Annotated in this window: 20 protein-coding genes; 9 read left to right on the top strand and 11 right to left on the bottom strand. The window is 48.8% G+C overall.

Annotated features, from left to right (window positions below; all coding sequences use genetic code 11):
• Positions 1-73: 73 nt before the first annotated feature.
• Complete coding sequence (locus QQM41_RS11215) at positions 74-3,088, top strand: efflux RND transporter permease subunit (RefSeq protein ID WP_408874586.1); 3,015 nt, start codon at positions 74-76, stop codon at positions 3,086-3,088.
• Positions 3,085-4,512, top strand: coding sequence for an efflux transporter outer membrane subunit (locus QQM41_RS11220; RefSeq protein WP_339077154.1), 1,428 nt, complete (start codon positions 3,085-3,087; stop codon positions 4,510-4,512). Before QQM41_RS11215 ends, QQM41_RS11220 begins: the two co-directional genes overlap by 4 nt.
• 69 nt (positions 4,513-4,581) lie before the next feature.
• On the opposite strand, the gene QQM41_RS11225 is transcribed toward QQM41_RS11220, so the two are convergent.
• Together QQM41_RS11225 and QQM41_RS11230 are read right to left on the bottom strand one after the other, a co-directional pair.
• Positions 4,582-5,091, bottom strand: a complete 510-nt coding sequence (locus QQM41_RS11225; RefSeq protein ID WP_339077155.1) for a DUF1269 domain-containing protein — start codon at positions 5,089-5,091, stop codon at positions 4,582-4,584.
• 27 nt (positions 5,092-5,118) lie between these two features.
• Complete coding sequence (locus QQM41_RS11230) at positions 5,119-5,277, bottom strand: hypothetical protein (RefSeq protein WP_253534003.1); 159 nt, start codon at positions 5,275-5,277, stop codon at positions 5,119-5,121.
• A 235-nt stretch (positions 5,278-5,512) separates the two neighbouring features.
• Between QQM41_RS11230 and QQM41_RS11235 the strand changes: the two genes are divergently transcribed.
• The 3 genes from QQM41_RS11235 to QQM41_RS11245 all read left to right on the top strand — a co-directional run bounded on the left by QQM41_RS11235 (position 5,513) and on the right by QQM41_RS11245 (position 7,540).
• Positions 5,513-5,992: a hypothetical protein gene (locus QQM41_RS11235; RefSeq protein ID WP_339077156.1), complete on the top strand. Its 480-nt coding sequence runs from the start codon at positions 5,513-5,515 to the stop codon at positions 5,990-5,992.
• 51 nt (positions 5,993-6,043) lie between these two features.
• The gene (locus tag QQM41_RS11240) at positions 6,044-6,739 is read left to right on the top strand and encodes a Crp/Fnr family transcriptional regulator (RefSeq protein WP_339077157.1); all 696 of its coding nucleotides are present in this window, start codon (positions 6,044-6,046) and stop codon (positions 6,737-6,739) included.
• Positions 6,740-6,829: 90 nt separating this feature from the next.
• Positions 6,830-7,540, top strand: a complete 711-nt coding sequence (locus QQM41_RS11245) for a TetR/AcrR family transcriptional regulator (RefSeq protein WP_339077158.1) — start codon at positions 6,830-6,832, stop codon at positions 7,538-7,540.
• A gap of 158 nt (positions 7,541-7,698) precedes the next feature.
• On the opposite strand, the gene QQM41_RS11250 is transcribed toward QQM41_RS11245, so the two are convergent.
• The 3 genes from QQM41_RS11250 to QQM41_RS11260 all read right to left on the bottom strand — a co-directional run bounded on the left by QQM41_RS11250 (position 7,699) and on the right by QQM41_RS11260 (position 11,366).
• Positions 7,699-7,866, bottom strand: a complete 168-nt coding sequence (locus tag QQM41_RS11250; protein ID WP_339077159.1) for a TonB-dependent receptor domain-containing protein — start codon at positions 7,864-7,866, stop codon at positions 7,699-7,701.
• A gap of 78 nt (positions 7,867-7,944) precedes the next feature.
• Positions 7,945-9,237: an FAD binding domain-containing protein gene (locus tag QQM41_RS11255; RefSeq protein WP_339077160.1), complete on the bottom strand. Its 1,293-nt coding sequence runs from the start codon at positions 9,235-9,237 to the stop codon at positions 7,945-7,947.
• The gene (locus tag QQM41_RS11260; protein WP_339077161.1) at positions 9,234-11,366 is read right to left on the bottom strand and encodes a molybdopterin cofactor-binding domain-containing protein; all 2,133 of its coding nucleotides are present in this window, start codon (positions 11,364-11,366) and stop codon (positions 9,234-9,236) included. Before QQM41_RS11260 ends, QQM41_RS11255 begins: the two co-directional genes overlap by 4 nt.
• 151 nt (positions 11,367-11,517) lie before the next feature.
• Here QQM41_RS11260 and QQM41_RS11265 point away from each other — a divergent pair, with 151 nt between their 5' ends.
• Entirely contained in the window at positions 11,518-12,099 is a 582-nt protein-coding gene (locus QQM41_RS11265) for a TetR/AcrR family transcriptional regulator C-terminal ligand-binding domain-containing protein (RefSeq protein ID WP_339077162.1), read from the top strand.
• 19 nt (positions 12,100-12,118) lie between these two features.
• Here the strand turns inward: QQM41_RS11265 and QQM41_RS11270 are convergent, their stop codons facing one another.
• The 4 genes from QQM41_RS11270 to QQM41_RS11285 all read right to left on the bottom strand — a co-directional run bounded on the left by QQM41_RS11270 (position 12,119) and on the right by QQM41_RS11285 (position 16,160).
• On the bottom strand, positions 12,119-13,492 hold the full coding sequence (locus QQM41_RS11270; RefSeq protein ID WP_339077163.1) for an Nramp family divalent metal transporter: 1,374 nt from the start codon (positions 13,490-13,492) through the stop codon (positions 12,119-12,121).
• A 152-nt stretch (positions 13,493-13,644) separates the two neighbouring features.
• The gene (locus tag QQM41_RS11275; RefSeq protein WP_339077164.1) at positions 13,645-15,015 is read right to left on the bottom strand and encodes an MFS transporter; all 1,371 of its coding nucleotides are present in this window, start codon (positions 15,013-15,015) and stop codon (positions 13,645-13,647) included.
• Positions 15,016-15,072: 57 nt separating this feature from the next.
• On the bottom strand, positions 15,073-15,465 hold the full coding sequence (locus tag QQM41_RS11280) for a hypothetical protein (RefSeq protein ID WP_339077165.1): 393 nt from the start codon (positions 15,463-15,465) through the stop codon (positions 15,073-15,075).
• Between the two features lie 230 nt (positions 15,466-15,695).
• The gene (locus tag QQM41_RS11285; protein WP_050820026.1) at positions 15,696-16,160 is read right to left on the bottom strand and encodes a nuclear transport factor 2 family protein; all 465 of its coding nucleotides are present in this window, start codon (positions 16,158-16,160) and stop codon (positions 15,696-15,698) included.
• 209 nt (positions 16,161-16,369) lie between these two features.
• Here QQM41_RS11285 and QQM41_RS11290 point away from each other — a divergent pair, with 209 nt between their 5' ends.
• Positions 16,370-17,440, top strand: coding sequence for an NAD(P)-dependent alcohol dehydrogenase (locus tag QQM41_RS11290; RefSeq protein WP_339077166.1), 1,071 nt, complete (start codon positions 16,370-16,372; stop codon positions 17,438-17,440).
• An 88-nt stretch (positions 17,441-17,528) separates the two neighbouring features.
• Here QQM41_RS11290 and QQM41_RS11295 read toward each other — a convergent pair whose 3' ends face one another.
• Positions 17,529-20,042 (bottom strand): TonB-dependent receptor, encoded by a 2,514-nt coding sequence (locus QQM41_RS11295; RefSeq protein WP_339078110.1) that lies wholly within the window; start codon positions 20,040-20,042, stop codon positions 17,529-17,531.
• A gap of 376 nt (positions 20,043-20,418) precedes the next feature.
• Between QQM41_RS11295 and QQM41_RS11300 the strand changes: the two genes are divergently transcribed.
• Positions 20,419-20,739 (top strand): antibiotic biosynthesis monooxygenase, encoded by a 321-nt coding sequence (locus QQM41_RS11300; protein WP_339077167.1) that lies wholly within the window; start codon positions 20,419-20,421, stop codon positions 20,737-20,739.
• 57 nt (positions 20,740-20,796) lie between these two features.
• Here the strand turns inward: QQM41_RS11300 and QQM41_RS11305 are convergent, their stop codons facing one another.
• On the bottom strand, positions 20,797-23,037 hold the full coding sequence (locus QQM41_RS11305) for a Hint domain-containing protein (RefSeq protein ID WP_339078111.1): 2,241 nt from the start codon (positions 23,035-23,037) through the stop codon (positions 20,797-20,799).
• 628 nt (positions 23,038-23,665) lie between these two features.
• Between QQM41_RS11305 and QQM41_RS11310 the strand changes: the two genes are divergently transcribed.
• Positions 23,666-24,610: a LysR family transcriptional regulator gene (locus QQM41_RS11310; protein WP_339077168.1), complete on the top strand. Its 945-nt coding sequence runs from the start codon at positions 23,666-23,668 to the stop codon at positions 24,608-24,610.
• The last annotated feature ends 80 nt before the right edge of the window (positions 24,611-24,690 follow it).

The following is a 24,690-nucleotide window of genomic DNA, read 5'->3' on the forward strand; positions in this document are numbered from 1 at the left end:
TGATGAGAAAAAAGGCCATATTTTAAATCTCTCGGATTGGTCTATCCGCCACCGAGCTCTTGTTGCGTTCTTCATGATCCTGATTGCGGTAGCGGGTGTCCGGTCATACCTCAATCTGGGGCGGAATGAAGATCCGCCATTTACGGTCAAGACCATGGTTGTACAGGCCACGTTGCCGGGGGCATCGGTTAAGGAAACAACACATCAGCTGACAGACCGGATAGAAAAGAAATTACAGGAAACACCTTATTTCGATTACGTTAAAAGTTATACAACTGCCGGAAAAACCACCATTCTGGTCAACCTCTTGGGCAGCACGCCCAAGGCGCAGGTTTCCGATATCTGGTATCAGGTGCGCAAGAAGATTGGTGATATCAAGCCTTTCCTGCCGTCCACAACAGTCGGGCCATTCTTTGATGATGAGTTTGGAGATACCTATGGCATCATTTACGCTTTTACGGCAGATGGCTTTTCCCACCGAGAGCTGAAAGACTATGTCGAGACCGTTCGTGATGAGTTGCTACATGTGCCGGACGTAGCCAAGATTGAAACACTTGGTGCTCAGGATGAAAAGATTTACGTGGATGTTTCAGGGCGTCATCTCGCCCGACTAGGCATTAACGGCGCAATGATTGTAGCGGCACTTCAGGCGCAGAATGCCCTTGTTCCTTCCGGCACGCTTGATACAGGCAAGGAGCAGATTCTTGTTCAGCCAACCGGAAAATTCAATTCCGTTGCAGATGTTGCCAATGTTACGCTTTACACGGGCAACCATAAGGTACGGTTGGGAGATATTGCCACCATTACGCGCGGATATGCCGATCCACCGCAAACGCTGTTCCGGGTAAACGGGCAGGATGCTGTAGGGCTGGCTCTTTCCATGAGCAAGGGTGGCAATGTTCTGGCGCTTGAAAAAAACGTTACAGCCAAAATGGCCGAACTGCACGCCCGTATGCCTATTGGGATTGAGGCGCACCTTGTGGCCAATCAGCCCAAGGTGGTCAAGGATGCGGTAGGGGATTTTACGGAGGCTCTGTTTGAGGCCATCGCCATTGTGCTGGGGATCAGCTTTCTCAGTCTGGGTGGTCGGGCAGGAACGGTTGTTGCCTTCTGTATTCCGTTTGTGCTGGCTGTTGTTTTTACCAGCATGGAAATACTTGGGATTGACCTTCAGCGTGTCTCCCTTGGTGCTCTAATCATCGCACTTGGCCTGCTGGTTGATGATGCCATGATCACGGTTGAAAGCATGGTCAGCAAGCTAGAGGAAGGCTGGAGCCTGCCGCGGGCCGCCACATATGCTTATACTTCCACAGCTTTTCCGATGCTAACTGGCACGCTCGTCACCGTGGCGGGGTTTGTGCCGGTCGGGTTCGCGCACAGTGTTGCGGGAGAATATACATTTTCCCTGTTTGCAGTTGTCGGGTTGGCGCTGATTGTTTCATGGTTTGTGGCCGTTCTGGTGGCACCCCTGATTGGTGTGACCATTTTGCGGGCCCAGCCCGAAAAAGCCGGGCAGGTGCATGAGGAGCCCAAGAAAGGGCGGATCATGGCCACATTCGAGCGGTTTCTGCTTCTGACCATGCATCATCCACGTAAAACTGTTCTGTTAAGCCTTGGTGCGCTTGTTATCGCTGTTGTGCTTTCACCCCTGATTACGAAACAGTTTTTCCCGGCATCGGATCGGCCGGAACTGCTGGTCAATCTCTCGCTGCGGCAGGGAGCGTCCATCAAGGCGACAAGTGATGTCTCGCGCAAACTGGATGCCATGCTGCGCGATGACCCGGATATCGACCACTGGAGCTCCTATATCGGGCGCGGGGCCATTCGGTTCTATCTGTCACTTGATGAACAGTTGCCGAATGATTTCTTTACCCAGACAGTCATTGTTGCCAAAAGCGCCAAGGCCCGCGAGAATTTGCGCCAGCGCCTGGATACAAAGCTCAGCCGGGACATGCCGGATATTGTACACGGGCTGTTTCCGTTGGAGCTTGGCCCGCCAGTAGGGTGGCCGGTGCAGTATCGCGTATCAGGAAGAGACCCGGACAAGGTGCGCCATTACGCACAGGATGTTGCGCGGATGATGGATGCAAGCGGCAACCTGCATCTGATCAACTTTGACTGGGGGGATCCCGCCCGCAAATTGCGCATTGATGTCCGGCAGGAGGAGGCGCGCCGCCTTGGTCTTTCTAGCGCGACTATTGCGCTGGCCATCAATTCCACCGTTACGGGTATCACCGCCACACAGGTGCGCGATAGCATCTATCTGGTTGATGTTGTTTTGCGTGCCAAGGCGGATGAGCGTCTTTCCATTGAAAGCCTGCGCAATCTGGACATTCGTTTGCCCAATGATCTGACTGTCCCGCTTTCTTCGGTCGCCAACGTCTCCTATGTCGAAGATTACCCGCTGATATGGCGGCGAGACCGCTTGCCCACCATGAGCATTCAGGCGCAACTGCGCCCGGGTGTGCAGGCCGATAGTGCGGTATCGGCACTGGCGGGCCAGATTGCCGATTTCAATGCGCATCTGCCCCCCGGTTACCATGTTGCCGTTGGCGGTATGGTTGAGGAGGCGGCAAAGGCCCAGAACTCGGTTATTGCCGTTATGCCGGTTATGGCGCTGATCATGATGGCGGTGCTGATGATCCAGCTTCAGAGCTTCAAGCGGTTGGCACTCGTATTGAGTGTTGCGCCATTTGGCCTGATTGGTGTTGTGGCGGCTTTGCTTATCACAGGTAATCCCATAGGCTTTATTGCTCTGCTTGGGCTTGTGGCTCTGGTGGGCATGATTATCCGTAACTCGGTTATTCTTGTGCATCAGATTGAGATTGAGCAACAAACAGGCAAATCCGAATGGGATGCAGTGGTGGCTGCTGCGATGATCCGTTTCCGGCCCATTATGCTCACGGCTGTTGCGGCCATTCTGGGTATGCTGCCTATTGCATCCAGCGTTTTCTGGGGGCCTATGGCGGATGTGATCATGGGCGGGTTGGCTGTCGCCACGGCGCTGACGCTGATCTTTCTGCCATCGCTTTATGTTTTGTGGTTTCGCGTCAAGGAACCCGCACCCACAACGGAGAAAACATCATGAGGAAAGTGGTTTTTCTCCTTCCGCTTCTGTTGAGCGGGTGCGCATGGCTTGCCCCACATTATAAACGCCCGGAAGTGGCCTTGCCCAAAACATGGGATGGTGTTGGCGCTGTGGCACGGGATGATCGTGAATGGTGGCAGCGCTATGGTGATTCGGTGCTGGATCAGCTGGAAAGTGAAGCCCAGCAGCGCAGCGATGATATTGCTTTGGCAAAAACCAGCCTTTCACAGGCGCAGGCGCAGTATAGCTACGCATTTGCAAACCAGTTGCCCTCCATTTCTGTTGCGGGCAGTGATGCATACGGAAAATTTGCCGATGGTAAGGTCCGCGCCATGGGTCAGAGCTTTCAGTTTCCCAACAAGACAAGCAATTTTGGCTTTGTTGGTGGCATGTTGAATTATGAGCTCGACTTATGGGGTAAAAACGCCAGCCTCAGTCAGGCTGCCAAAGCAGGTGTAAAAGGGGCTGTTTATGCGCAGGATGCCGCGCGCCTATCTGTGGCGGCCGGGGTGGCAAAGCTTTACTTCAGCCTGCGCGCCCTGGATCGCAATGTTGCCATTTTGAAAGACAGCATTCGAACACAGGATGAAATTCTGGCTCTCGTCCAACATCAGTATGATGTAGGGGCGGTTGATGCTCTTCTGCTTCAGGACGCAACCGAACGGCGAGATACTGTTCACGCTGCTTTGCCGGATATGGAAGATCAGCGCAACAATGCGGAAAGTGCATTATCTGTTCTGGTTGGTCGTTCCCCACAGGAACTCATACAGACTGGCATTGCAAGAGGGCAGGAGATTGACAACCTGAAGGTGCCAGACCCCACACCTTCGGTATTGCCATCCGAACTTCTGGAACGCCGCCCGGATATTGCCATGCATGAACAGATGCTGATTGCGAGCAATTTCAACATTGGTTATGCACGCGCGGCCTATTTCCCAAGCATTTCGCTTGCCTCACTTGCCGGTGTGAACAATATTGATATCGACAATCTGTACAGGGCAACCAGCCGTTCATGGACACTTGGCGCCGCCATGGCAGCGCCTGTGCTTGATTTTGGGCGCACGCAAAGTGGGGTAAAGCTGGCAAAGGCCAACAAGAACCAGCAGGTTACCTTATATCAGCAATCGATCCGTACAGCGTTCAAAGAGGTGCGGGATGCGCTTTTGGCACAGAATACGGCTTCTGAGCGTGATGCTGATAATATTGCCCGTGATGAGGCGGCGCAGCAAAAGCTGCATTTAACAACACTTCGTCTTAATCAGGGATATGCCAGCCAGATTGATGTTCTGGTCGCACAATCCACCGTGCAACTGGCAGAACTTTCCCGCGTAAAGGCGCGGTTGCAACGCCTTGATGCATCCGTTGATCTTTACAAGGCAACAGGCGGTGGATTTAAGGCCTCAACTCCAGACGGGAAAAAGTAAGAACAAAACAAGCAGAACGCGTTCAGGAAAACCTACTCCCGGCTTTATGCCGGAAGTAGGGGCAGGGTATCAGCCAATAAGATTGCGCAGCTTTGCTTCGGCCTCGGGGGAAAGTGAGGTTTGAAGGATATGCGGGTGTCCGCCCATATAGCGCAGATCTTCAATAACCTTTTCTGGCTGGGCTTTGCGCACAAGAATGAAAAGAGCGGATGTGCCATTTTTAAGGGTAGCACCAACCTGCTTGATGAAATCATCACTGATGCCATAATCACTCAGTTTGCCATCCAGAGCGCCTGCTCCTGCTCCGGCAACGCTTCCGGCCACAAAACCGGCCAGCGGATTAAGAAAGATCAGGCCCAGCAGGGTGCCCCAGAATGCTCCCATGGCAAGGCCGCTGGAAAAACCAAGGGCTGTCAGATTAACGGACTGGTCTAGGTGCACCTTGCCATCTGCTGTGCGACGCACAACAACGGCATCTTCCAGATCCAGAAGATATTCCTTCTGAAGTTTAAAGCACTCAAATCGCGCTAAGCTTGCGCCATCTTCCGTATCAAAGCCAACAACAATAAGATCTGCCATGAAAATGCTCCGTGTTTTCAGAAAAAGTTACTGTGCTTTACGGTGCCGAAAATGCACAATGGCTGATATTGCCAGTGCAGCTGCCATTGTAAGGCAGAACTTGAGATGAGACGCATGTCTTTTCTGCTCATGGGTTTCAAGCTGATCCTGAAGTGTTTTGATCTGGCTTTTCAGGTTTTTCTCCATGCGATCAGCGTGCCCGGAAAAAAGAGTTTCAATATGTTTCTTTAATGCGTCTGAAACAGTGTGATTGTTTTTTTCGTTTAAGATTTCGAGTGTCATACAAACCTCCATTTGGAAGCGGAGTCATGCATAATGCTCCGCTTACCAAGCGCTACAGTTTTTTATCCATATTGTAAACGATACCGTATGGTATTATTGGGTGCACAGAACCGTATCGCTTAAAGAAAGAAATATTTCCATGATATTCCGTTTCCATAAGCTTTTTCATGCGTGTTGGATGGCATCCGCCATGTTCGCAGGCATGATGCCCACCTTTGCTTCTGCACATCCCAAATGCAGGGAGGTGGATGGAAGCATCAATCTAACGCTTCATGAAACAGGTGCCGTTGTGGGGTATGGTTCCGGGCAGGGTGTTTTTACAGAGGGAACACACCAGTACCCCGTAGAAATCAAAGGCGGAGGGCTACTGACATTTGGCAACGCCACACTGAAAGCCACAGCTTGTGTCACCAATCTAAGCAGGCTGAGTGATCTGGCTGGAACATATTGGACAATTGGAGGAGCCGCCAGCATTACCAATGGAATCTTTGTGGCAGATATGGAGAATGCCCGTGGTGTTGATATGCATGTGCAAGGACAAGTACATGGGCCACTGATTGCAGGTCAAGTAGCCCGGTTTTCTTTGAAGTTTATGTCTAATAATCCACCTGATATTTAAAGTATTTGAGAATAATTTAGGTAATTTCGATGATATATTGGAACTGGTTTCGTGATACAAAATCAGATTATTTTTCAAAAACAGATTTCATCTATCTCAGAAAGGGATGCTGCACGTCTTTCCCAGATGGATACACAGGCTCTCACAACCGCTGGGAACATACATCATGTTCCTCCGGGGACAAGGATCTTATTTCAAGGTGATGTTTGCAAAAATGGATATGTCATTCAATCGGGGATTGTAAGGGTTTCTTACGAGCTGGCTGATGGAAGACGACAGATTCTGGGGTTTTACTCAAATGGGAATTTATTAGGGTTTTCTGGAAAGAAGACTTATCCGTATTCAGTTGACGCCCTTACAGATTGTCACCTTTTGCAATTTGAAGTCAGAAATTTTCAGTCATTTTTAATAAATCATCCAAATATCCAAAATAAATTTTTACTAAATTCTTTGTGCGAAATTCAATTATTACAAAGACATCTGATCGGGGCAGTAAAATTTGATATTATTTCTAGGACAGTGCAGTTTATTGCAGAGTCTTGTGCATGCGTGCAATATTTTGACCATGCAACTCACATTCTAAAACTTCCTATGAATCGGCGTGATATTGCCGATTATATTGGTATCTCCTACGAAAGTTTAAGTCGCGCGATGGCGGTTCTGGAACGAAAAGGATTTATCAGACGTTTGGAAGCTGGGGAAATCTACGTAGAAAATAGTCTGCTGCAATACATTTACTCCTACTAAAAACCACATGAGCAATAGCTTTTGTCTGCTTGGGTTTTACTCAGAACTTGTCTCCCGATAGTCTACATCGTATCAGGCATATAATTAAACATGCTCGCTCAGTGCAAGGAGCAGAAAGGGAAGCAATTGTCTGGAAAGAATGTTGTCCGTGTGACAGGTGGCCGTCCTTCACCAGATGCTGGTGAAGAACTAGATCGCAAGATTATGGATGTCGCAACACAGGCTTTTCTGACAGACGGTTACGCTGCTACCTCAGTGGACACGATTGCTAAAACAGTTGGTTGCAGTAAACCCACCATTTACCGCAGATATCCTTCAAAGGAGGATCTTTTTAAAGCGGTGATGCATAATCGTTGCAGACGATTGTTTGAGGTTGCTCAGGAGGCCGAATTTTCGTCCCGAGAACCCATGGTTGCCTTAAAGGAACTTTTTGAGCAATTTCAGGATTTCTGCCTAGAGCAGGAAACTCTTGAAACATATCGTATTCTTGTCACGGATGCACGGCGGGTACCCGCTGCTGCCAATAGTCTTTCAACAGAGATTATGCAGCCATTTTTCGAACGCATAGAAATGTTGCTTGCACGCACCTTGCAGTGGCCAGATACACCACAAAACCGTAAGCGCATTCAGGTATTGTCCCGTTATATTCCCGGCTTCGTGTTGCAATGGCCTATGCATCGGGCATTGGTTGGGGTGGAGACATTCAATGATGTTGAAGAAAGGCATCGTCATTTTCAGATATGTTGGGAAATGATTGAAAAAATGATTCAACAAGTAGATGCGCCAAATGCAAGGAAGTAGTGGTATTTTTTGTAGTATAAATATAAAAATTTCTTTTTATTTATAATTTTTTCTATGCAAGAGATCTTGCTATATTCTGATTTTACTATCGAGAGCAAGATCTGATAAAGCTTTGTCTGGAGCCACTGTTCGCTGCTTAGCCAGAAACGCATGGCTCATCACGTGCTTTTCTTCTTATCTCTAACATGCTGATGTTGGCTGATATAGCTATGATAATTGCCGCTATTGGTTGTGAGCCAGTCATAGAGGCCGCTTAGGGTTAACAGCCAGCGTTGAAAACGAATTTGGTCTTGCAAATAAACGCCAGCCTGCGTGGCTTGGTGCATTATTATTATCGTGCAAGCGTTGCATAGCGTAGCTTCTTGATTTTTCGAGTTATAATGTAAACTATACGAAAAAACATTTTAGCTCTTATGCCCAAATATCTTCTGGCAATGGCGGATTAGGAGATTTCTAGCTACGGCTTTCCTGTAAGCTGCGGTAGAACGCATGTCATCAATCGGTGTAATTTCCGACATAGCTAGTTCAGCCGCAAACTTGAAATGCCTTTCATCGCATTCCTGTGCAGCAAGATACTGATGTGCTTTTGGGCATGTCATAGGAACAGGGCCAACAGCGCCGAATGCAAAGCTGATTCCGGCCGGATCGTCAGGAACTAAAACTGTTGCCAGAGAAAGTTTTGAAATTGCCTGCGCTTTGCGAGGGCCTACTTTTGTAAACATTTGTGGCTGACCGATGCATTTGGCAGGAATAACAAATCCGACAATAAGTTCACCATCCTTACGTTTCGTGCGTCCAACCCCTGTAATAAACTCTGCAACGGGCATCTCCCGGGTTCCGTCTGGATGGATCAGCCGAATACGAGCCTGAAGTGCTACGAGAGCCGGAAGACTATCCCCTGCCGGTGAAGCGGTGGCTACATTGCCGCCAATGGTGGCTGCATTTCTAACCTGAGGGCTGCCAACACCATAGGCGACATCTCTGAGGATAGGCACAGTGTGCGCAATGATACGATCATGCAGGATGTCCTGCCATCGCATCAGGGCTCCTATTACAAGGTTACCATCTTCCCAGAAAACCTGACGTAGTTCCGGCGCATTCAGCCTATCTAACGAAAAAAGCCGGAGGGAGCCAAGATTATGGCCTGCGCGTACTATCAGGTCGGTTCCGCCTGCAATCGGGATGAGGTCTGGGTTTTGAGCCAGATGGGCCAGTCCGTCTTGCAAAGACATATCAGCTTTACCGGAAACGGTATCTTTGTGCGGCAGAAGGCAGTCTGTTTGTTCAAGTGCTGTGCGAATTTTAACATATCCCGTGCACCTACAAAGATTTCCCTCCAGGGCATCATCTGGCGCGTCATCAGGGTGCCGTCCGGCCCAAGCCATGACTATTCCCGGCGTGCAGAACCCGCATTGAACGCCCCCTTTGCGCGCCAGTGCAGAACAGATTTCAGATCCCTCTGGCGTCTGGGCTAATGCCTCAATGGTAGCAACAGCTACACCTTGCAGCATTTCGGCTGCTTGCAGGCAAGAACAGACTGGTCGACCATCAACCAGAACGGTGCAGGCTCCGCATTCGCCTTCACCACAGCCAAGCTTGGCGCCAGTCAAATGAAAATCGTCACGAAGAACCTGCAACAGGGTTTTACCCGCATGGGCAATCTGGACGGGTTTGCCATTAAGCTGGAATGTGATCATGACAGAATTTCTTCCATGACCGGGAGAATAGCTTCCGGTTTGATTGGAAAGTGCGCGAAGCGATGCCCAACACACCGTGCCAAAGCATTGGCGATAGCCGCAGCGGCGGGTGTGAGCCCAACTTCTGCTATGCCGCGCGCACCGAGAGGATTAGATGCATCGGGATGGTTAATTAGATGGACGCGAACATCTATTGGTACATCTCGAATTGTCGGGAGAATGTATGATGAAAAACGGTTGTTCAGAACACGCCCCTCGCGCTGCACGAGGTCTTCACTTAAAGCGAAGCCAAGCCCTTGCGCCAAACCGCCTTCAATCTGGCCTGTTACACCATCGGGATTGATAACTGTTCCTGCATCTAACCATGTTTCAACTTCTTCCACCGTAACATTGGCGGTTGCAGTATCCAGCGCAATACGCACGGCCTGTATGCCATAAGAATACCCTATGTGCGGGGCGCCAAGTGTCAGTTTTTCTGGAAAAATAGGGGCATAATGTGCTGTTTCTTCAAGCACACCGCTTTCGCCCGCAGCTATTCTCATGGCCAGTTGTTTTGCTGCCTGCGCTACAGCATTACCTGTTACAACCACGGATCTGGAAGCATTTGTGGACCATGAATTTGTGTTATCTGTTGTGCCGATATCAAGCTGGATATCATGGGCATGACACCCCAACCCTGATGCTGCAATCTGCTGAAATGCAGAAAGATTGCCTTCCCCCAAATCTGCCGTGGAGCAATTCAGCCAGAAATGTCCATTCTCGTCCCGGCGTAGGGTCACGCTTGATCCGGGCTCAGCACCGGCCCCCAACCCGAACCCTTGCCAGACGAATGCAAATCCGGTTGCACGGAACTTACCATCCTGATCTGGATGTAAGCTTTTTTGAGAAAGGGCAGATAGTAATGGCCCTTTGCGTGCGGCAGCAATCAGGCGTGGAAGCGTAACATCATGACGAACAATATGCCCAGCTCCTGCACGGTCTCCGCCGCGAAGAAGGTTTTTTTCGCGGAAGTCGATAGGGTTAAGGCCGCATTTGGCGGCTAGTTCATCCATAGCCTGTTCGATGCCCAGAATAACCTGCGGGTTGCCAAACCCACGAAAGGCCGAGGCATTTCCTGTATTGGTATGGACGGCCTGACCATGAATACGGCTTGCCTGAAACCGATAAGGCCCGGAGGCGTGTTCGGCGGCCAGAACAAGAACGGCAGGGCCTAACGTCATGTAGGCTCCGGTATCGGCCAGAAGATTTGCCCGGAAGCCGGTCAGTTTTCCGGTGGCATCACATCCCACTTCGACATCTACTTCAAAACGATGCCGTTTAACGGAGTAGCCAATGCTTTCTTCACGTTCATAAACATACCGGGCGGGACGGTCTGTGGCTTGCACCGCTAAAGCCAGATGTGCCTGAACATTCAGGTCTTCCTTACCTCCAAAGGCGCCTCCCATAGGGGGGGGAGACACATAGACTTGTTCAATCGGGATACCGAGAATAGCTGCTATCTGTTTCTGGTCTGCAAAAGGGTTTTGTCCGCCGCAAATAATGGCAATACGCTGCTGATTATCACGATAGGCAATGCCGGCTTCAGGCTCCAGAAAAGCGTGTTCCTGCCGCCCGGTGCTGTAAGTCAGACGCACGACATGCGCAGAATCTGCCAAAGCTGCATCAACATCACCAAAACCCAGATTAACCTCGTGGCAGAGATTGCCATTCTGTCCGATCTGGGGGGCGCCGGGAGCCAGAGCCTGTTTTGGGTCCAGTATGGCTGGTAGGTCTTCATATTCTACATGAATAAGTTGGCAGGCTTTTTGAGCCTCGTGCTCGCTTTCTGCAATTACAAGAGCAATAGCATCACCGGGAAACCTTACGCGGTCATGGCAAAGAACAGGTTGATCGGGGGTGATGAGGCCGAATCTGTTGAGGCCTGGGATATCGGCGTATGTGAGAACGCGCAGAACCCCCGGTGCCTTTTGAGCTGCATGAATATCAATTTCAAGGATGCGGGCATGGGCACGCCCGGCCCTGAGAACCTTGAGGTGAACACAGTGTTCTGGCCGCAAGTCAGATGGGTACAGGAAAGTGCCTGTGGCTTTATCGCGTGCATCCCATTTCTGAATGGACTGTCCTATCACAGGCTTGCTCCGGCATTTTTCAGATTCCGACCGCTATCGGAATGAAAAGATAATTACGATACGATCCGTATCGTAGTCAAGAAACGATACGGATCGTTGCGAAAAATGCTGGATGGTGGCAATTTCCTTAAGGACGCACTGGAGATCTCTTTTGAACACTCGCAATCTATCTCATGCCGCAAAAGCTGCTGTAGCAGGGAGCGGACGCAAGCGTAGTGAAGCCGCGACCGAGGCAGCGCGTAGTGCAGCCCTGAAGCTTGCATATGACTTGGGACCGGAGCGCGTGACGATGGAAGCTATTGCAAGCCATTCAGGTGTGGCCAAAACAACGCTTTATCGCCGTTGGAACAGTGCTGCAGCCGTGGTGATGGATGCTTTTCTGTCAGAATTGACACCACGCATTGCCTATCGCGCTGGACAGGATGTTAAGCAGACACTTATTTTTGCACTTGAAGATCTTAGCCATGCGCTAGACGAACCAAGGCGGAAACTTCTGCGGCATATGGTTGCGGCAGCGCAATCCAGTGCTGTGCTGGAGCAGGCTTTTTGGGATAGGTGGATTGCACCTAGAAGAAAAGCAGGGTTGGAGGCGCTAGAACAGTTCGGAATGTCTTCAGAAACAGGAGAGCTTATGCTCGATCTGCTGTATGGGGCATTTTATTACCGGATGCTGATTCCATATGCGCCCATTACAGATTTATGGATTAGGAAAATTGTAGATCAGGTTTTGTGAGTGCAATTATAAATTGTTTTCAGAAAAAAGTATCATACAAAAGTGTGAAATTAAGAACCAAAATAATACCAGCAACACCCCAAGCAAGGATGGTTGTTTTACGAGAAATAACAAGTTCACCCATTTTCTGGTTGTCAGATACAAACAGAATTAAAGGAATAACAGCAAAAGGAAGTTGGATGGATAGGATAACCTGGCTGAGCATCAGCAGATTTCCAATACCCTTGTTACCGTAAAGAGCTGTCACCATTATGACAGGAATAATGGCAAGACCGCGTGTGAGCAGCCGTTGCATCCAGTGCGGTATTTTTAACCGCAAAAAGCCTTCCATAATAATTTGCCCGGCCAATGTGCCGGTTACGGTTGAATTAGTGCCAGCAGCCAGAAGGGCAACGGCAAATAAGGTGGATGCAATGCCTAACCCAAGAACAGGGGAGAGCAGGCGGTAAGCATCTTCAATTTCTGCAACATTTTGATGGCCTGTTGTATGAAAAGCAGCCGCGGCAACAATAAGAATGGCAGCGTTAATAAACAAAGCCAGCATAAGAGCAATTGTGCTATCCCACGTCGCCCAGCGAATGGCCTCCTTGCGGCCGGATAATGTGTGTTCGAATGCACGTGTCTGCACGATAGAGGAATGAAGATATAGATTATGTGGCATAACCGTAGCCCCAACAATGCCGATTGCAATGTAGAGCATCTGACTATTGGTTATGATTTCAGGTGAAGGAATAAAGCCTTTTACTAATTGGGCAAGAGGTGGGTCTGCAGCTATCATTTGCACACCAAAACAAATGGCAATAATGCTGAGTAATGCAATAATAAATGCTTCCAGATATCGGAAACCGCGATTCATCAAAACAAGCACAAGAAAAGCATCAAGAACCGAGATAATGGCACCACCCAAGATTGGAATGCCAAGTAGCAGTTGTAGCGCTATGGCTGTACCAATCACTTCGGCTAGATCACATGCAATAATGGAAAGTTCACAGGCTAACCAAAGAACAATATTGATGGCGGGTGGAAAATGATCTCGGCAAGCTTGGGCTAGATCACGGCCCGTTGCGATGCCTAGTCTGGCTGATAGAGCCTGAAGGAGAATTGCCATCAGGTTTGAAAGTAGAATAACCGCAAGCAGGGTATATCCAAACTGGGCACCGCCTTGTAAGTCGGTCGCCCAGTTGCCGGGGTCCATATATCCAACAGAAACCATGTAGCCCGGCCCAACAAACGCTAAAAAGCGCTTGAGCCATGATGTATTTGCTGCGGGGAGTTTAATGCTGGCAAAAACTTCTGGCAGACTTTGGCCGCCTGCATCTGCTGTTTTGGCAAAACGCCATGCAGATTTTTTTGAAGAGAACGGAGGCGCAGGAGCTTGCGAGTCTTGGGGCATAAATTCAGACTAAACTGTGCCTGATTAAAATATGCAATATGTATATAATTAAAGTGAGTGGAATTTCTGTGTAAGCTGCATGCCGTAAAAACATGCGTTGGCAGAAAGGTAGAAGATGCAGAAAACTGATGGATATCTTTTTTCTTTGTTTCTCAATGCTTCATGTTTTTCTGTTCATCACGCACAACACGGCGTGAAACGCTAAGAATGGCTCCGGCAAGGGCAAAACCTGTTGCCAGTTCAAGACAATGAACAGCCCCGGAACCGCCTTCAGACAAACCAAAAACCAATGCAACAAAGGCAGACCCCAGTGCCCAACCCATTGTGCGTGCAACAGCCAGCATACCACTGGCAGCACCACTGCGCGTTGTTGGGCCGGAGGTCATGACGGTAAGATTGTTGGGTGTTTGATAGAAACCAAACCCAATACCGCATAACCCCATACGCCAAGCAACATCCAAGAAGGACGGATGTGCTGGCATAATACTCAACATGCTTAATCCGGCTGCCAGAATAGTCAGCCCAATGCTGCTTAAAACAGAAGCGGGGTGGCGGGCAGCTAGCCGTCCGGCAAAGGGTGCTGCTACGGCAACAAGTAATGGCCAAGGCGTAACAAGCAAGCCTGTTGTAACTGCAGATTGATGCATAACGGTTTGAAACAGGAATGGCAGAGCAACATACGCCAGAATTTGTGCTGCATACGCACAAACAGATGTAAGGATGGAGAGTGAGAATAGCGGAATGGCCAGAAGATCAAGGGGAAGCATAGGGGCCTTCTGGTGGCGTTGCTGCATATACAGCATAATGGCGCATAGAAAGCCTGCTCCGATTTCAATTCCTCCCCATCTGGCTTCTTTTTGCCCCAGTGCATCAACACCAAGAACACCCAGCCCCAGAGCACCAACATTCAATAAAGCGCCCATCCAATCGAATGCAAATGAACGGCGCGGGCTATGTGGTGCAACTCGTAGAAAAAGAGGGACAGCTATAAGGCCGATTGGCAGATTGATAAGGAATAACCAAGGCCAAGTGGCAACAGATAAAACTGCAGCGGCCAATGTGGGGCCGGTAGCTGCAGAAATGGCAACGGCAAGAGCAATTATTGCGAATGCCTTATGCAAAAGTTCTCGTGGGTACACACTTCTAACAAGTGCACCGCTTAACGCAGCCATGCAGGCACCGCCAATGCCTTGCAAAACGCGTGAACCAACAAGAAGGCCAATAGACCCCGAAAGTGCACATGCCAGAGAAGCAGCAGTAAATAATGCTAACCCAAAACCATATACTCTTTTAAGACCCAGAGATTCAGCCAATGCAGCAGCAGGCAATAAACTGACAGCAACAGCAAGCTGATATCCGTTAACGATCCAGACAGTTAGCGTTTCAGTGCACGAAAGATCTCGGGCAATAGTTGGCAGGGCAATGTTGGCAATGGCACCATCCAACCCACCTAACACAATCCCTAAAACAGCACAGAGCATAACCAGGCGGCGTTGCGTATCGGAAACAGGCTGATTATTCATGTTTTTGTCAATGGAATGGATATCCCGCCTTGGATTTTAAGAGAAAATAGACAGAAGTTACTGCCTTAATCCACTGCTGGAACTAAAATTTGAGGTGGAGAAGCTATGGTTTAATACGATGCCATTGTTAAAGACGATGGTAAGCGTTTTGCTTTTGTTATTTGTTTTTTCTCCAAGCATGCCCAGACCAACCACATCCTGAGCTATTGAGAGCCCATCTTCTCTACCAGCTGTAAAACTATAAACCCAGAACTCATAACCATTTTCATAGCCTTTCTGCCCCGGTTCTCCGTAAATCTGATACACTTGGGGTGCAGTCGTTACCCCATCATGAATATTCTGGTTAACTTCCGTAAGTGTTGTATGTTTTATGGAGGTATTGCCGGTGGATGTACAGGCACTCGTGATGGTAATAAGAGCTGTGACTACAGCAGTTCTGATAATTTTCATTCTGTAATGTATCTCCTTATCTATGTATTCTCAGTATAATCCATTGCGTTGCATCAATACAGAGTATCTATCTTGTGTGGTATCTCACTTACTGAGTGTAGGTTTTTTACGAACTATCTGTCTACTTGATTTACGACAGGCAAGCCTAAGGTTTGATTATGATGGGGCGTGAGAAAACCAGCTTGCCAGCCAGTCATATGCTGTCTGGCAAGCGCTTGCTCTTTATGGTGTTACAGCCCTAGATCGGAAAGTCCTGGATGCTCATCAGGGCGCCGTCCTTGGGGCCAATGAAACAATCTGCTTTCTGCTTCGATAGGCAAATCATTGATGGCAGCAAAACGGCGGCGCATAAGTCCATCGGGGTCAAACTCCCACATTTCATTGCCGTAAGAGCGAAACCACTGTCCTGCATCATCATGCCATTCATAGGCAAAGCGAACAGCCATACGGTTTTGACGAAATCCCCAGAGCTCTTTGATCAGACGGTAATCATGTTCTGTGCGCCATTTGCGTTTCAGAAAATCTACAATTTCATCACGCCCATGGATAAATTCAGTTCGGTTGCGCCATTGGCTGTTCACAGTATAGGCTTGCGCTACCTGATCAGGGTTTTGGGAGTTCCAGGCATCTTCAGCAAGGCGGACTTTGCGTGTTGCGCTCTCAATATCAAAAGGCGGAAAGGGTGGGCGTGACATAGACATATTCCTTATGTGATTGAGTATGTAACGTTGCTGTAGGATGACGTTTCCCGAGCAATATTGATGAAAAAACAAGGCATCATGCAGGGTGCGTGTTAAAAAGGGCAACGCAGGGGTGAAGCCGATATGGTTACATAAGGCGGGTAGGTTCTGTTAGTTTGAGCAGGTGATCTGAAATCTGTTTTCAGCCTGAATAGGAACGTTTCATGTTTACCTGCATCGGCTACGCTGCTTCCAGCGCCACAACTCCACTGGCTCCTTTTACTTTCCAACGTCGTGATTGCGGCCCTCTTGATGTGCAGATTGATATCACGCATTGCGGTATCTGCCATTCTGATATTCATACGGCCCGGAGCGAATGGGGGCCTGCTTCTTACCCATGTGTGCCTGGCCATGAAATTATCGGACGCGTTGCTGCCGTAGGTGTAGATGTAACACGTTTTAAGCTGGGTGAACTGGTTGGTGTGGGATGTATGGTCAATTCGTGCCAGACATGCGCCTCTTGCGAAGCCGGGTTGGAGCAGTACTGTGATGCCGGGCCAACCTGGACTTACAATAGCCCAGATCCGGCTTTTCCTAAAACGGACGCCTATACGTTTGGTGGATATTCACGCGCAATCGTGGTGGATGAACGTTTTGTTTTGCGTGTGCCTGAAAATCTGGATCCGGCTGCGGCTGCACCTTTGCTTTGCGCGGGCATTACTACATGGTCTCCGCTATCACATTGGAAAGTGGGCGTAGGCCACAAGGTGGGCATTGTGGGGCTAGGTGGCTTGGGCCATATGGCCGTAAAATTTGCTGTGGCATTGGGGGCAGAAGTAACACTTTTCACCACTTCGGTAAGCAAGGTGGAAGATGGTAAACGTTTGGGTGCACATCGCGTAGTTATTTCGCGTGATGCAGAGGCAATGGCAGCAGAAGCCAACCAGTTTGACTTCATTTTAGATGCCGTTTCAGCCGAACATGACATTAATGCCTACCTCGCGCTGCTCAAGCAGGATGGGCATATGGTTCTTGTTGGTCTGCCAGAAAAGCCGATGTCCATTGGTGCATTCAGCCTTGTAGCCAAGCGCAGAAGCCTTGCTGGTTCTGCTATTGGTGGTATTCAGGAAACGCAGGAGATGCTGGATTTCTGCGGTAAGCACAATATTACAAGTGATATTGAAGTTGTGCATGCAGATCAGATCAATGAAGCCTATGAACGTGTTTTACGTTCCGATGTGAAATACCGCTTTGTGATAGATATGGACACCATGCCCAAAAGTGTTCAAGCCTAATAAAGGCATTTTACAATTTTTGTGTAATATTGCTTTTTACGGGGCCACACCATTGCGGCCCCATAAATGTGTTATTTAAGCAGTCATTCTAAAATCTTACATCTGCTTTCAGATAGTAAAAGCCACCATTGATACCCAGTTGTGATGTGCTCATGTAATACTGAGGCACGCCAAGGTAACGGTTGCTATCTGGCACGCGTGAGGGTAGGGCATTAAACAGGTTGTTCGCTCCAAGCGTAAAAGACAGTTGCGGCATAACCCGATAGGTAATGTCCAGATTGGTTACGAATTTTGGCGTGTTGTGAAATTGCGTAAAAGAGTAAGCGCTTACGCTGGCACTATTGGTTGGTCCTGTATAATCCGTGAGTTCTGATGTGGTTTGCCCCCAGCGTATTTCATGCACGCCTACGGTCCATTTGCCATTACTGCTGGTAAAGCGGCCACCCCAGATCATTTTGCTACGCGGATAGGCTGTGGTGATGTAGGCAATGCTTTGGGCAGTAAGCAGCGGTGTGCCATCTGCTGCTGCACTCTGATGTGTTAGGCGTGTGCGGTTCAGGTTAATACCAACGTCCCAGTCAATACGGCCTATTGTGGGGCTTAATTCCGTTGGGTATGTGGCGGTAATATCCAACCCTTGTGTGCGCGTGCTGGCCACGTTTGCAAACCAGTGTGTGGAAAGAGAACTGCCCCATGTGGCAGCATCGTTCGGAAGTGTAAATCCGTTCATCTGCAAGGCAGAAAGGGCATCTGTGCCATATACGTTGCCGCCCGGCAGGATCTGATCGCGCAGGTTTATCTGGTAAACATCTGCGGTGATATGAAGCCGTTTGACAGGTTCCAGCACAATACCGCCAGAAACGTTGGTGGAGCGTTCAGGTTTAAGCGCGTTGGCGCCATTTGCACGCGCACCGGGGGAATTGGCAGCAATAATGCCGCGTGCCGCCGTGGGGGAAACTGCAACAGCACTATAATATTCCTGCGCCAGTGTGGGGGCATGAAAACCGTTTGATATGGTTGCGCGTAGGCCAAGCCACGGTAGTGGGTCATACCGCAGCGCAGCTTTGCCGGTTTCTGTATCACCTACATCCGTATAGTGTTCGTAGCGGCCGGCCAGATCAAGTTGCACATTTTTGGCAAGGTGGGTGGCAACATCAATATAACCACCAATAACATCTCGGCTGTAATTGCCAGCATTGGCGGCCACTGTGCCCTGCAATGCGTCTGAGCCACTGCTATAAGTGGAATCAGCCGAGCCCGTGCCAATGCTATAACTTTCGTAACGGTAAGATGCGCCTCCTGCTACGTTTATGGCATACGGCCAGCCGGGTATATGAAAAGCTTTGCTGAGATCGAACGTATTGCTCCATTGCTCATTATTGTAGCCCTGAGCATCAAACTTTGTAGGCGTACGCCCGGTTGCTGTTGAAAGGGCAAGGTTGGCTGAATTGGCAATGCCAATCTGGTCGTAATCACGCCCATAAACGGATGAGATATCCCAGTGCCAGTTGTCAATTTCACCACGTAAGCCTGCGGTTACTTCCCAGTCGTTTTCGTCCATTGTCATGACTGGGGAATAGCCATTTGGATAAATGGCCGCGTAAGCCGGGTAGTTATCTAAAGAACTGGCCGTACGGTAGTTCTGGAAGGATTCAGCATGCCGGTGTGCATAGGTGGCTAGAGCATAAGCCTCCAGATTATCCAGGATATGATACCCGGCTTTTATAGCCACGGTTTCACGCGTTTGTTCAGGTTGGCCCAGAAGTTTGTTGATTTTTGTGTTCGTGCGCAGGTCTGGTGCGCTGCGATACGTGTGATCTTCATGCACGTAGTCACCACTTACATGAATGTAACCGCGATCCGTCAGTTTTGCGCCGCCATCCATGTAGATGCCTTGCTCAAACCCATCTTTCGAGGCTGTGATGCCTGTAAGAGACTGCGCATGAAAACCGTGATCCTGCTTTTTCAGGATAATGTTTACCACACCCGCCACAGCGTCTGATCCGTATTGAGCGGATGCGCCATCCCGCAGGATTTCAACATGATCAATGGCAGCAAGTGGGATCATGTCTACATCAACGGGCGTGCTGCCCTGTTGAGGGCCGGGGTCTGCATAAATATTGGCTGTGGTGTGCCGCCGTTTGCCATCTACCAGCACCAGTGTTTCATTCGGGCTAAGCCCACGTAGGCTGAAGGCCGATGTCAGGGCGCCTGCATCATACCCACTGGTTGGCATGGTTAAAGAAGGGGCCAGTTGGGTTAATGCCTCCCGCAAAGAGGGCATTCCTGTCTCAGAAAGTTGGCGTGCCGTAATGATATCTACAGGCGAGATACTGTCTCGTGCTTTTTTGCCAATTTCACGAGTGCCGGTCACGATAACGGCTTCGGTGCCGCCTGCTACGGGTTGTGCTGCTGTGGGGTGAGGATCGGATACTGTTAATTGCCGGGCCTGGGCGGTTGAGGGGGCTTTCTTTTGTGTAGTCTGGTGCTGTTTGGGTAAGGAGCTACTGGCATTTTGGGCGTGAGTTGGCTCAGCCAATAAGCAGAATACGGAGGTTGTTCCTAAAAGCAGGGGATGTGTGATGCCAGTTGGACGAGCCATGATCGAACGAGGTGAACGCACAATAAGCTCCTAAAAATCGTATAGAATTCTTAAAGTCACGTTCACATGGGTGAATTAATAATTTCAACACATTTTTTGTATTATTGTAGGGTAAACTGTTGCTTTGTTGTGTATTTGCAACATCTGCAAAAACGTACCTTGGTGGATGCAAACCGTTGAACGTGTGCTGAGTTGCATAGAAAACCAAATATCAGGCACTCGTGCTTTCATAGGTACGGATCTTGCATAAGAACACGCATAAGCGTGTTTTAATAAACTTTCTGGTCTGTCAGATGTTCGGGGAAGATAATAGCTGAGGAAAGTTGCGCATGCTTGCGTGCGCAGTATCAATATATAAATGGAAAAGGAATAGTATATGCCGCAATATATTGCCATGAACCGCTTTCTGGTGCCCCCAGAAAATGAAGAGGCTTTTCAGCGTCGTTGGCTAAACCGAGAAGTGCTGTTGAAAACCGTTCCCGGTTTTATCAGCTTTCAGTTCCTTAAAGGGCCAGAAAAAGAAGGCGGAAGGCTCTACGCGTCTCATACCGTATGGGAATCTTATGATGCTTTTATCGGTTGGACGCAGTCTGAGCAGTTTCGTCAGGCGCATGCCGGAGCAGGGCAGGGTAAGGCGCTTACAGCAGGGCCACCAGTTTTTGAAGGATTTACAGTTCTGCAGGATGTAAGTGCCTAAAAGGCAAAAGAAATCTCTCTCTTATATTTTTATCTATAAGAGAGAGATGCGTTTCTTTTAAGCGGAGAGTACTTTTGTTTCTGCCGCTTTCTGATCATCAATCAGATAGGGGCCAGCGGCGCGAATGGTCAGGGAAAGAATGCCCATTTTGCCGTTAAGCAGTTGTTCATCAAGCGGTAGTTGGGCGTTACCATTGGTCCATGCGCAATCAGTCCAATCTGTTGCGTGCCAGCCTTCTGGTTTTTCGGCCTGAAGATGTGTGGTGATGTTATGCTGCTGTTTGGCGGAAAGCAGATGGATATCTGCAATAGCCACACCCATATGGCGGCGATCATCCACAAATGGCCCAATCACATCAGCCGGACGGCTGGCGCGTGAGACAATGCGAACAGACTGTGTGCCAGCAGGCAGCATGAAGCTGTATTGCTGACCGTTGTGGCGCATCGGGCGAATAACTGCGCCTGTTTGTGTCAGCAGGTGCAGGTTGGCGTCATTGGTTTGTTCTAACGGAAGCGCTAGAACTTCATGGCCAATAACGTTGTTGCCCCTATATTCCAGTTTGCGGAAAAGAGGCTCCACAAAAGCCCGATCAACACACAGTGGAGCTGCGGCATCTTCTTCCCATGTGCCTGTTTTACCACCTAGCATGACAATAGAGCCTTCCTGACGGAAGGAGCGGCGGTTGCCTGTGTTCAGGTAGCTTTCTGTCAGCATTCCATCAGCGCGAATAACAGAATGTTGCTCTGTTTCCACGTGATAATAATCGTAAGACATGATGGATTTATCGTAGAAGATGGAGATACCATTCACGAGCATACGTGCAGGCACAAACTTGCCTTCAAAGAACAGGCAATGCTCGGGCGTAATCAGCATGTCCTTGTAAGGCACACCATCTGCAATGGCATCTTTGAGAATACGTACAGGGTATCCTGCCTCATCATCTGGCAGACCAGCGCGCACTGTTGCATGGGTTTTACCAACCCAGAGCACCGGATGAGAGATTTCCTTGTTGTTCTTCCAGTCAAATGCAACAACCTGATCACCAATCTGGAGGTTTTCAACTGCTACATCGCCTTCTGGAGTGCGGATCATGCTACCGGAAAGGAAGCAGACCTCATAGCTTAGCCAACCATCAGAACCATCGGCCAGCGTGAAGCCATAATTCTTTACACCAACAATGTTCAACGTGATGCTGTTGTTATTACTCAGGGTTAGCTGAACCTGATCTGCGCTAGGGTAGGTGACAGATGAAACATCTGTGGCTTTGACCCCTGCCAGTTCGATGCTATCTGAATTGCTTGCAGAAGCGCCATTGAACCCGCTGATTACGGTATTGAGCGTACCACCAGATGCCAAGCCAGAGATAACCAGCCCAGTGTTGGTATCGCCCTGTAGGTCTATAGAACCACCGGCATTATTCCAGATAGTTGCAGAACCACCATCTTCAATAGTGACAGTGCCGGAAATGGTCGCACCACTGGCTGCGCTGATCTGTCCGCCATTGGAAACAGTGGTGGTGCCCAGAATGCTGCTGGCATCTGCATAAACAACACCGCCGCTGTTAACGGTCGTGCCTGTGGCCGTGCCACCAGAGTTAATTTCCACAACACCGCTATTATTAACGGTTGTATTGGCAGCCGAACCAGAAACAGCCAGCCCACCATTGCTGGATACAATCGTGCCCGAAGCAATGCCCCCACTTTGTATGGAGAGAGAAGCATTGGTTTCCACTGTAACAGTGTTTGCGGATGCCCCAGCGCTTACAACTGCCACGCCGTTGTTGGTAACAGTAGCGGAGTTAAGAGTGCCACTTGCATCAACATAGGCAGAGCCACCATTAATAGTGCCGCCTGTAGCTGTGCCGCCGGAGGTGATTTCTATAACACCGCCGCCATTAACGGTTGTGTTGGAAGCCGAGCCGTAAACAGCAACACCACCACCGCTGGAAACAACTGTACCAGTAGCAACACCACCACTGTAAATGGCAAGTTTATTGCCTGATAGCAAAGTGGCATTTGAAAGCGTTGCCCCAGATTGCACAATGATAGTCGCGCTGCCTGCTTTGGGGCTTTCGTTTATGTCTGTCACGCCGTTTTCTAAAACAAGTGTGCCACCGCTAGTACCCCACTTAAAATACGGAGGGGAGTTGTAGGCGTTAATTGTGCCACCATTAAGCGTAACACCGGTTTCCTTGGCGCCGGCTGAAAATGTTGCTGTCGCACCGGCATTAATGGTGGTGGTACCGTTCAAGGTGCCGCCACTGCTTACAACCAAGCTGTTTCCAGACAGCAAAGTTATGCCGGAAAGAGTGGCGCCTCCATCAACGATAATTGAGGCATTTCCTGCGAGAGGAGTTTCAGCACGATCGAGAGCGCCACTTTTTAATTCTAGGGTTCCACCCCCAGAACCCCAGGCAAAAGTTAACCCACCAGAGGTGCTGTTATATGAAACAATGGAGCCGCCATTCAGAACGGCGCCGCCGCTAAGAACGCCACCTTGGCTTACGGTAACGGTGGCACCACTATCGATAGTGTTTGTGCCAGTCCATGTGCCACCAGGTTGAATAATGACAGAGGAAAAAGTCTTCTTATAATATGAATTACTTGGACCAGAAGGGATGGTGCTTCCCCCACCAACATATCCATCAATCGACAATACGCCGTTTGTAACATCCGTCATTCGGTTGTTTCCTTAAAGATTATTCAAACAAATGTCTGTTGTCGGGTGAAGCTTCCATCTGCGAAATCAATAAGGACAGCTGATGGTTAAAACCCTCTACCACGATGAACGTAGAGGGTTTGCTAACGAACAGAAATTGAAAAAAAGTTGGCAGCCATCAACTGTTTGGTTTTTTCAAAATAGCATCTTAAAATAAAATGGCATTCCTGCTATGCAAAGTTTTGGACTCTATCAGGGGTAAGCTTGAATGATGAAGGTGGCTAAACTGCCAGACCTCCGCATACATATGAAATTACGACATTTTCGGCTTGTAGAAATGTTGGTTGCAAACAAAAGTATCCGGCTTGCAGCAGAACGTCTTAATATTACACCTGCAGCTGTTTCAAAATCGTGCCTGGAATTGGAAAATATTCTTGGCATGAAGCTGTTTGTTAGAAACAAGGGTGGTCTTATCCCTGATCCTATTTGTGAACGTTTTATCATTGCGGGCAGAAGAATTGATTCCGAGCTTAAAAATCTCACTGCAGATATTATGTTGTACGAAGAAAGTTTTCATGGGAATGTAAAAATTGGCTTTCAGGCAACGTTGTTGCAAGATCCAATTGTAAGAAGTGTTGCCAAAATTAAAAAGACACATCCCGGCTTGAATCTGACGCTTGAATATGCATCACGCCAGCAGCTTTTAGTTGGATTGGCGGCAAATCACTATGATTTTGTTTTTGTAAATCTTGCGGATATTCCACTCAATAAACGGTTTGGTATCCAGAAACTGGGTACCGAACAATATGTTGTTGCAACCACAAAAGAAACTTTTTCAATTCCTGATGTTCTTGAAAAATGGAATGAATTTTCTGCCGGAATATGGGTTATTCCGATATCCGGAATGGCGATGAGAGATCGGTTTGATAGTATTTTGGCCGCAAGAGGGCTTTCTCTTCCATCTCGGCGTATTGAAATCAACTCTGTTGTAGGAGGAGAAAGAATAGTAGCGTTAGCAGATGCATTTACCTTGCTTCCGTTAACGATGCTCAGGGATCTGGGGCGTGATATTATGGATCCAGATACAAAATTACGTTTTCTGCCTGAAATGCAGCTGGAAGTAGGGATGGTCTATTTGCAGGATACGCAACTTAGTGCAGCGGCTCAGTATGTTAGTGATTTTATAGTGAATAAAATTACAAGAACAATATAAGAAGATATATCTTCATTGTTCACGCTGCTGTTCTCGATTTTGGAAACAGGTTGCGCAAGGGCTTACATGTTTCCTCTGTA

The organism is Acetobacter sp. AC2005, from assembly GCF_037901235.1.
Lineage (GTDB): Bacteria > Pseudomonadota > Alphaproteobacteria > Acetobacterales > Acetobacteraceae > Acetobacter > Acetobacter oryzoeni.

Excerpts from the sequence above, each read along its gene's own strand:
- QQM41_RS11215 (WP_408874586.1), top strand. The coding sequence starts at position 74 with ATGATCCTGATTGCGGTAGCGGGTGTCCGGTCATACCTCAATCTGGGG.
- QQM41_RS11220 (WP_339077154.1), top strand. The coding sequence starts at position 3,085 with ATGAGGAAAGTGGTTTTTCTCCTTCCGCTTCTGTTGAGCGGGTGCGCA.
- QQM41_RS11225 (WP_339077155.1), bottom strand. The coding sequence starts at position 5,091 with ATGGCAGATCTTATTGTTGTTGGCTTTGATACGGAAGATGGCGCAAGC.
- QQM41_RS11230 (WP_253534003.1), bottom strand. The coding sequence starts at position 5,277 with ATGGAGAAAAACCTGAAAAGCCAGATCAAAACACTTCAGGATCAGCTT.
- QQM41_RS11235 (WP_339077156.1), top strand. The coding sequence starts at position 5,513 with ATGATATTCCGTTTCCATAAGCTTTTTCATGCGTGTTGGATGGCATCC.
- QQM41_RS11245 (WP_339077158.1), top strand. The coding sequence starts at position 6,830 with ATGCTCGCTCAGTGCAAGGAGCAGAAAGGGAAGCAATTGTCTGGAAAG.
- QQM41_RS11250 (WP_339077159.1), bottom strand. The coding sequence starts at position 7,866 with ATGCACCAAGCCACGCAGGCTGGCGTTTATTTGCAAGACCAAATTCGT.
- QQM41_RS11255 (WP_339077160.1), bottom strand. The coding sequence starts at position 9,237 with ATGATCACATTCCAGCTTAATGGCAAACCCGTCCAGATTGCCCATGCG.
- QQM41_RS11270 (WP_339077163.1), bottom strand. The coding sequence starts at position 13,492 with ATGCCCCAAGACTCGCAAGCTCCTGCGCCTCCGTTCTCTTCAAAAAAA.
- QQM41_RS11275 (WP_339077164.1), bottom strand. The coding sequence starts at position 15,015 with ATGAATAATCAGCCTGTTTCCGATACGCAACGCCGCCTGGTTATGCTC.
- QQM41_RS11280 (WP_339077165.1), bottom strand. The coding sequence starts at position 15,465 with ATGAAAATTATCAGAACTGCTGTAGTCACAGCTCTTATTACCATCACG.
- QQM41_RS11285 (WP_050820026.1), bottom strand. The coding sequence starts at position 16,160 with ATGTCACGCCCACCCTTTCCGCCTTTTGATATTGAGAGCGCAACACGC.
- QQM41_RS11290 (WP_339077166.1), top strand. The coding sequence starts at position 16,370 with ATGTTTACCTGCATCGGCTACGCTGCTTCCAGCGCCACAACTCCACTG.
- QQM41_RS11295 (WP_339078110.1), bottom strand. The coding sequence starts at position 20,042 with ATGGCTCGTCCAACTGGCATCACACATCCCCTGCTTTTAGGAACAACC.
- QQM41_RS11300 (WP_339077167.1), top strand. The coding sequence starts at position 20,419 with ATGCCGCAATATATTGCCATGAACCGCTTTCTGGTGCCCCCAGAAAAT.
- QQM41_RS11310 (WP_339077168.1), top strand. The coding sequence starts at position 23,666 with ATGATGAAGGTGGCTAAACTGCCAGACCTCCGCATACATATGAAATTA.